This window comes from Aquipuribacter hungaricus (genome assembly GCF_037860755.1).
GTDB lineage: Bacteria > Actinomycetota > Actinomycetes > Actinomycetales > JBBAYJ01 > Aquipuribacter > Aquipuribacter hungaricus.
Map to the genome: position 1 here is coordinate 1 of NZ_JBBEOI010000181.1, position 7,283 is coordinate 7,283.

At 76.3% G+C, this 7,283-nt stretch carries 8 protein-coding genes; 6 read left to right on the top strand and 2 right to left on the bottom strand.

Annotated elements, in window-relative coordinates; genetic code table 11:
• On the bottom strand, positions 1-1,514 hold a 1,514-nt coding region (locus WCS02_RS15350; protein WP_340294769.1), incomplete at its 3' end, for an ATP-binding protein.
• Positions 1,515-1,673: 159 nt separating this feature from the next.
• On the opposite strand from WCS02_RS15350, the gene WCS02_RS15355 reads away from it, so the two are divergent.
• Genes WCS02_RS15355 through WCS02_RS15370 form a run of 4 tightly spaced genes read left to right on the top strand, consistent with a single transcriptional unit; the run spans position 1,674 to position 5,206 of the window.
• Positions 1,674-2,732: a Bug family tripartite tricarboxylate transporter substrate binding protein gene (locus tag WCS02_RS15355; protein WP_340294772.1), complete on the top strand. Its 1,059-nt coding sequence runs from the start codon at positions 1,674-1,676 to the stop codon at positions 2,730-2,732.
• The gene (locus WCS02_RS15360; protein ID WP_340294775.1) at positions 2,729-3,268 is read left to right on the top strand and encodes a tripartite tricarboxylate transporter TctB family protein; all 540 of its coding nucleotides are present in this window, start codon (positions 2,729-2,731) and stop codon (positions 3,266-3,268) included. Before WCS02_RS15355 ends, WCS02_RS15360 begins: the two co-directional genes overlap by 4 nt.
• 13 nt (positions 3,269-3,281) lie before the next feature.
• Positions 3,282-4,805: a tripartite tricarboxylate transporter permease gene (locus tag WCS02_RS15365; RefSeq protein WP_340294785.1), complete on the top strand. Its 1,524-nt coding sequence runs from the start codon at positions 3,282-3,284 to the stop codon at positions 4,803-4,805.
• Positions 4,802-5,206, top strand: a complete 405-nt coding sequence (locus WCS02_RS15370; RefSeq protein ID WP_340294777.1) for a universal stress protein — start codon at positions 4,802-4,804, stop codon at positions 5,204-5,206. Before WCS02_RS15365 ends, WCS02_RS15370 begins: the two co-directional genes overlap by 4 nt.
• 4 nt (positions 5,207-5,210) lie before the next feature.
• On the opposite strand, the gene WCS02_RS15375 is transcribed toward WCS02_RS15370, so the two are convergent.
• Positions 5,211-6,110 (bottom strand): NAD(P)H-binding protein, encoded by a 900-nt coding sequence (locus WCS02_RS15375; protein WP_340294779.1) that lies wholly within the window; start codon positions 6,108-6,110, stop codon positions 5,211-5,213.
• Between the two features lie 112 nt (positions 6,111-6,222).
• Between WCS02_RS15375 and WCS02_RS15380 the strand changes: the two genes are divergently transcribed.
• Both WCS02_RS15380 and WCS02_RS15385 read left to right on the top strand, forming a co-directional pair.
• Positions 6,223-6,588, top strand: coding sequence for a winged helix-turn-helix transcriptional regulator (locus WCS02_RS15380; RefSeq protein WP_340294781.1), 366 nt, complete (start codon positions 6,223-6,225; stop codon positions 6,586-6,588).
• A 77-nt stretch (positions 6,589-6,665) separates the two neighbouring features.
• Positions 6,666-7,283 (top strand): RNA polymerase sigma factor (locus WCS02_RS15385; protein ID WP_340294783.1); only part of this gene is annotated, 618 nt, incomplete at its 3' end.

Sequence of the window (7,283 nt, forward strand, 5' to 3'; positions counted from 1 at the left end):
CCCGCCGGGGAGACGCCCACCACCGCGGAGCCGCCCCGGCGCCCGGCGGCCCGCCGGACCAGCGCCAGGCCGATGCCCCGGCCGGTCGCCCCGCCCGGCTTGGTCGTCACGCCGACCTCGAACACCCGGTCCCGGTCCTCGGCCGCCACGCCCGGCCCGTCGTCGTCCACCCGGACGACCGACCCGGCGCCGTCGACGACGACGAGCACCTCCACCGTGGTCCCCGACCCGCCGGCGTCCAGCGCGTTGTCGACGAGGTTGCCGACGGCGGTGAGCACGTCGTCGTCGCCGCGGTCGACCCGGCTCGCGGGGTCCAGGCGCACCCGGGAGCCGCGCTCCCGCGCCGTCGCCGCCTTGGCCAGCAGGAGCGCGGCCACGGCGCTGTCGCCCAGGCGGGACAGGCCGTCGCCGGGCACCAGGTCGCCGCCGCCGCCCACCCGGTCGATGAACGCGCGGGCGTCCTCGGGCCGGCCGAGGTCGATGAGCCCCTGGACCACGTGCAGGGAGTTGGCGAACTCGTGCGCCTGCGCCCGCAGCGTCGCGGTGAGGCTGCGCTGCCCGTCGAGCTCCCGCAGCGCCTCCGACACCTCGGTCCGGTCGCGCAGGGACAGCACGCGGGCGACCGGCCGCCCGCCGACGACGGCGTCGCTGCGGTTGGCCAGCAGCAGCCGCTCCCCGACGAGCACGAGCGCGTCGACGGCGTGCTCGTCCGCCGCGAGCAGGGTGAGCACGGCCGGGTCGAGCGCGTCCGCCGCGCGGGCGCCCGTGGGGTCGGCGTCCAGGCCGAGCAGGCGGACCGACTGCTCGTTGGCCAGGACGACGCGGTCGGCGTCCACGGCGACGACCCCCTCGCGGACGCCGTGGAGGATGGCCTCGCGGGCCTGCAGCAGCTGCTCGATCTCGCGCGGCTCCAGGCCGTGGGTGCGCCGGCGGACCATCCGGGCGACGAGCACGGACAGCACGACGCCGACCGCGGCCGCCCCGCCGAGCCACACCACGAGGACCGGCACGTCCTCGCGGAGGGCGGCGTCGAGCTCGGCCTCGAGGATGCCCACGCTCGCGGCGCCGATCACCCGGCCCGTCGCGTCGCGGACCGGGACCTTGGCGCGCAGGGACTCCCCCAGCGTGCCGGTCTCCGTGCCGACGAACACCTCCCCCGCCAGCGTGCTGCTCGGGTCCGTGGAGGCGGCCTGGCCGATCCGGGACGGGTCCGGGTGGGTGAGGCGGATCCCCTCGGCGTCGGTGAGCACGACGAACGTCATGTCGGAGGCCTGCCGGATGAGCTCGGCGAGCGGCTGCAGGGTGGCGGTCGGGTCCTCGTCGTCGTAGGCGTCGACGACGCTGGGCAGGGTCGCGGTCGACGTCGCCACGGTGAGCACCTGCTGGCGGTAGCCGTCGCGGATCTGCTGCTGCTGCAGCTGCACGGCGACCAGGCCGCCGACGGCGAGGGTGAGCAGCACGATGCCCGTCTGCAGCAGCACGAGCTGCAGGTTGAACGACATCGTCCGGACCACGTCGCCAGTGTGCCGCAGGAACCCGCAGGTCAGGGGCTCCCCGGGGCGACCAGAACGACCAGAACCACCAGTACGACCGCATGCTTCCGCCCCCCGCCGAGGTGTCCATAGCGTCCGGTCCGCGACGCCGGTGCCGGCGTCCCTCGACGAGGAGGACCCATGCGCACGACCACCCTTCCCCGCTCCACCACCCGGGGCGCGACCCGCCGCCGGGTGCTCGCGCTGGCCCTCGGCGGCGTCGTCGTCGCGACGGCCGCGTGCGGCGGCAGCAGCAGCGGCGGCGAGGCCGCCCCCGCCGAGGGCTCCGACGCCCCCGCCCAGGCCGCCGAGCCGATCGACCGCCTCCAGCTCATGGCCCCGGCCGACCCGGGCGGCGGCTGGGACCAGAGCGCCCGCGCCTTCGCCGAGGCCGTCGAGGGCTCCGGCGCCGCCGGCGCCACCCAGGTGAGCAACGTCCCCGGCGCGGGCGGGACGGTCGGCCTCGCCGACCTGGCCACCGAGCGCAGCGAGGAGTTCCTCATGGTCATGGGCCTGGTGATGGTCGGCGCGGTCGAGACCAACCAGTCGCAGGCGACCCTGGAGGACGCCACCCCGATCGCCCGGCTCACGGCCGAGGACCTCGTCCTCGTCGTCCCCGCCGACAGCGACTACCAGAGCGTCGAGGACCTCGTCAGCGACGTCGAGGAGCGCGGCCAGGAGGTCGCCATCGCCGGTGGCTCGGCCGGCGGCGCCGACCACATCCTCGCGGGGCTGCTGCTGCAGGCCGGCGACGTGCCGGTCGAGAACCTCAACTACGTGCCCTACTCCGGCGGCGGCGAGTCCCTCGCGGCGCTGCTGGGCGGCCAGGTCGCCGCCGGGATCTCCGGCGTCGGCGAGTACTCCGAGCAGATCGAGGCCGGGGCGCTGCGCGCGCTCGCGACCTCCGGCGCCGAGCCGGTGGACAGCCTCACCGACGTGCCCACCCTCACCGACGAGGGCTACGACGTGGAGCTGAGCAACTGGCGCGGCGTCGTCGCCCCTCCCGGGATCAGCGACTCCGGCCGCGAGCGCCTGCTCGGCCTCGTCGAGGAGGTCCACGCCTCCGAGCAGTGGCAGGAGCAGCTGGAGACCCGCGGCTGGGAGGACACCTACCTGCCCGGGGAGGAGTTCGAGACGTTCCTCGGCGAGGAGCAGACCCGCGTGCGCGGCGTCCTCGAGGACATCGGGCTCGTCGGGTGAGCACCGTCCCCGCGACCGGGGCAGGCCACGCCGTCACCACGCGACGGAGCGTGCCCTGGCTCCAGCTGCTCCTCCCCCTGGGCTTCGTCGGCCTCGGTGCCTTCGCCCTGGTCGACGCCTCCCGGATCGTCGTCCCGCAGACCGCGGGCTCGGTCGGCCCGCGCGCGTTCCCCTACGCGGTCGGCGCGGTGCTCGTGCTCGCCGGCCTGGCCGTCGTGGTCGACGTGCTGCGCGGCCACCGCGGCGAGGTCGAGGCCGGCGAGGACGTCGACGCCGACCGCTCGGTCGACTGGCGCACGGTCGGCGGCATGACGCTGGCCTTCGTCCTGCTGGTCGTGCTCGTCGAGCCGGCCGGCTGGCCGGTCGCGGGGACGGTCCTGTTCACCGGCACGGCGTTCGCGCTCGGCGCCCGGCCCTGGTGGCGCGCGGCGCTCATCGGTGCCGTGCTCGCCGTCCTCGTGCACGTGCTGTTCACCCAGTACCTCGGGCTGTTCCTGCCCGCGGGTCCGCTGGAGGGGGTGCCCGGCTTTGGGTGACGTCGGCCTGCTCATGAACGGCTTCGCCACCGCGCTGCAGCCGCAGTACCTGCTCTACGCGGTCATCGGCGTCGTGCTCGGCACCGCCGTCGGCGTCCTGCCGGGGATCGGGCCGGCCATGACGGTCGCCCTGCTGCTCCCGCTGACCTTCTCCCTGGAGCCGACCGCGGCGTTCATCATGTTCGCCGGCATCTACTACGGCGGCATGTACGGCGGCTCCACCACGTCGATCCTGCTCAACACCCCCGGCGAGTCCGCGTCGATCATCACCGCCCTCGAGGGCAACCAGATGGCCAAGGCGGGCCGCGGCGCGGCGGCGCTGGCCACCGCGGCCGTCGGCTCGTTCGTCGCCGGCACGCTGGCCACGCTCGCGCTCACCCTGCTCGCCCCGGTCATCGCCACCCTCGCCCTCAGGCTGGGGTCGGCGGACTACGTCGCGCTCATGGTGGTCGCGTTCCTCACCGTCGCCGCGCTGCTCGGCAGCTCGGCCTCGCGCGGCATCACGTCCCTCGGCGTCGGCCTGTTCCTCGGCCTGGTCGGCACGGACGCCCTCACCGGGCAGCAGCGGTTCACGCTCGGCCTGCCGTCGCTCGCCGACGGGATCGACGTGGTCGTCGTCGCGGTCGGCGTGTTCGCGGTCGGCGAGGCGCTGCACGTCGCCGCCCGGATGCGCCGCGGCCCCGTGCCGCTCGTCCCGGTGGGCGGGAGGTGGTTCACCCGTGAGGACTTCCGCCGCTCGTGGCCCGCGTGGCTGCGGGGGACGGCGGTCGGCTTCCCCATCGGCACCATCCCGGCCGGCGGCGCGGACGTCTCGACGTTCCTCTCGTACTCGCTGGAGCGGAAGCTGTCGAGGCGCAAGCACGAGTTCGGCCACGGGGCGATCGAGGGCGTCGCCGGTCCGGAGGCGGCCAACAACGCCGCCGCTGCCGGGGTCCTCGTGCCGCTGCTCACCCTCGGCCTGCCCACCTCGGCGACCGCGGCGATCATCATCGCGGCGTTCCAGAGCTACGGCATCCAGCCCGGCCCGCTGCTGTTCGAGAACCAGGCCCCGCTGGTGTGGGCGCTCGTCGCGAGCCTCTACATCGGCAACGTCCTGCTCCTGGTCCTCAACCTGCCCCTGGTGGGGCTCTGGGTGAAGCTCCTGCAGATCCCGCGGCCGTACCTGTACGCGGGGATCCTCACCTTCGCCGCGCTCGGCAGCTACTCGGTCGGGGCGTCGACGACGGACCTGGTCCTGCTGTTCCTGCTCGGCCTGCTGGGCTGGGCGATGCGGACCCAGGGCTTCCCTGTCGGGCCGGCCGTCGTCGGCCTCATCCTCGGCCCGATCGCCGAGACCCAGCTGCGCCGGACGCTGACCATCAGCCAGGGCGACCCGTCCGCGCTGGTGACCAGCCCGTTCGCGGCCACCGTGTACGTCCTCCTGGTCCTGCTGTTCGTCGCCGGGGTCGTGCTCAAGCGCCGGCAGCAGCGGGTGGAGGCGGAGCTCGTGGCCATCACGCGCGCCGAGACCGAGTCGAAGCAGGAGGTGGCCCCGTGACCGTGGTCTGCGGCTACGTGCCGACCCCGCAGGGACGGGCGGCCCTGCGGGCGGCCCTCGACGAGGCCGACCGGCGCGGGGAGGCGCTGCACGTGGTCAACACCTCGCGCGGCGACGCCCTCGTCGACCCCCGGTACGCGGGGGCCGACGACCTCGCCGAGGTCCGGGCGATGCTCGAGGAGTCCGGCGTGCCGTCGACGGTGGAGCAGCGGGTGACCGGCCACGACGGCGCCGAGGGCGTGCTCGCGGCCGCCCGCGAGCACGGCGCCTCGGTCGTCGTCATCGGCCTGCGGCGGCGCAGCCCCACCGGCAAGCTGCTGTTCGGCAGCGCCGCCCAGCGGGTGCTGCTGGAGGCGGACTGCCCCGTGCTCGCGGTCAAGGCCCCGGTCGAGGAGCGCTAGCGCCTCACGCGGCGGGCGCGGCCGCCCGGACGACCTCGACGAGCGGGGTCGCCGGGCGGCCGAGCAGCCGCTCCAGCGCGCCCGAGCCGGTCCGGAGCTCCCCTGCGGCGATCGAGCCGTCGAGCGAGGCGACGAAGCCGGCCGTGCCCTCGTCGAGGCCGGCCCCGACCAGGGCGCGGGCGTAGCCGTCGACGCCGAGGTCGCGGGACACCACCGTCGTGCCGGTCGCCTCCGTGACGGCGGCGGCCAGCTCCTCCAGCGTGAACGCCGGGCCGCCGAGCTCGAGGGCGAGGAACCCCTCGGCCTGCTCGTCCGCGGCCGCGGCGAGCTCGGCGTGGTCGGCGAGCAGCGCCGAGGCGGCCGCCACGGCGAAGTCCGCGCGGGCGGCGGCGGACACCCCGGCACCGCCGGTGGCACCGAGCAGCTCGCCGGTGGCCAGGTACTGGCCCAGCTGGTCGGTCCAGTTCTCGGTGTACCAGCCGTTGCGGAGCACGACCACGGGCACGGCGGCGGCGCGCAGCACCTCCTCGGTCGCCCGGTGGTCGGGGGCGAGCGGGTTCCTCGTCGTGGGGGCGCCGAGGATGCTCGTGTAGACGAGCCGGCCGACGCCCGCCGCGACGGCGGCCTCCACCACGGCGGTGTGCTGCGGCACGCGCCGCCCGGGCTCGGAGCCGGACACGAGCAGCAGCCGGTCGACCCCGGCGAGCGCCGAGGGCAGCGTGCCCGGCTCGTCGTAGTCGCCGCGGCGCACCTGCACGCCCCGGTCGGCGAGGTCGGCGACGGACGCGGGGTCGCGGACGACGGCGACGACGTCACCGGCGGGCACCACCCCCCGGTCGAGCAGGTCGGCGACGACGAGGCGGCCGAGGCGGCCGGAGGCACCGGTGACGGCGAGAGTGGGCACGGGGAGCTCCTGGGGGTGGGGACGACGGGGGCCGGCGGTGCTGCCGACCGAAGGCGCTAACCCACGGTTAGTGCTGCCCATTCCCACCGTGCCCCCGGCGTAGCCTGGTGCGGTGGTGGCAGACGAGGTCGGGCCCGGCGCGGACCTGGTGACGGACGTGTTCGCCCGGGGGTGCGCGTCGCGGGCGGCCTTCGAGGACGTGACGAGCCGGTGGGCCTCGCTCGCCCTGCTCGCGCTGCTGGAGGGGACCCACCGCTTCGGGCAGCTGCGCCGCCGCGTCGACGGGGTGAGCGAGAAGATGCTGTCGCAGACGCTGCAGACCCTGGCCGCCGACGGCATGGTCACCCGGGAGGTCGTCACCCCGGTGCCGCCGCGGGTGGAGTACGCGCTGACGCCGCTGGGCCGGGCTGTCGCCACGAGCCTGCGCGACCTGGCCGACGTGCTCGAGGCCGCCGCGGCCGGGCGCCCCCCGGCCTGAGACGTCGCCACAGGTCGGCGCAGCCCCGGTCGGTCGGACCCGGCGCCGCCGGGACCGCCCGGTCGTAGCCTGGTCCGGTGGAGGACGAGGGCGTCCTGTTCGAGGGGCTGCGGCTGGGCAGCGCGCAGGCCTTCGAGGAGCTGCTGCGCGCCCAGGACGCGACGGTGCGCCGCCTGGCCCGGCTGTACGTGCCCGAGGACCTGGTCGGCGACCTCGTCCTCCGCACCTGGTCGGTGGCCCTGCCCGGGCTCGACATGTTCACCTGGCACACCACGCTGCGCGCCTGGCTCACGGGCATCCTCGTCACCTCCGGGCGGGCCCGGGCGGCGTCGGCGGGAGCCCTGGCACCGGCGGGCACGCCCGGGCAGGTCGCCACCGAGGCGCCGGGCGGCGCGGCGGGACCGGGCCGCGACGACGTCCCGTGGGCGACCCTCGCCTGGTCGGACCGGTGGGGTCCGGCGGGGTGGGAGGCGCTGGAGGCAGCGCTGCGGGCACGGCCGCTGCCGGAGCGGGAGGTGCTGTGGCTGCACGACGTCGAGGGCTGGCCGTGGCGCGAGGTGCTGGACACCCTCGGGCTGACGGGCGAGCAGGGGGCCGTCCTGCTCCTGGCCGGGCGGACCGCCCTGGCCGGCACCGTCGCGGGCGTGCTGGGCGCCGGGCCGGCCACGCCCGCGGACGCCGGGGACCGGCTCGCC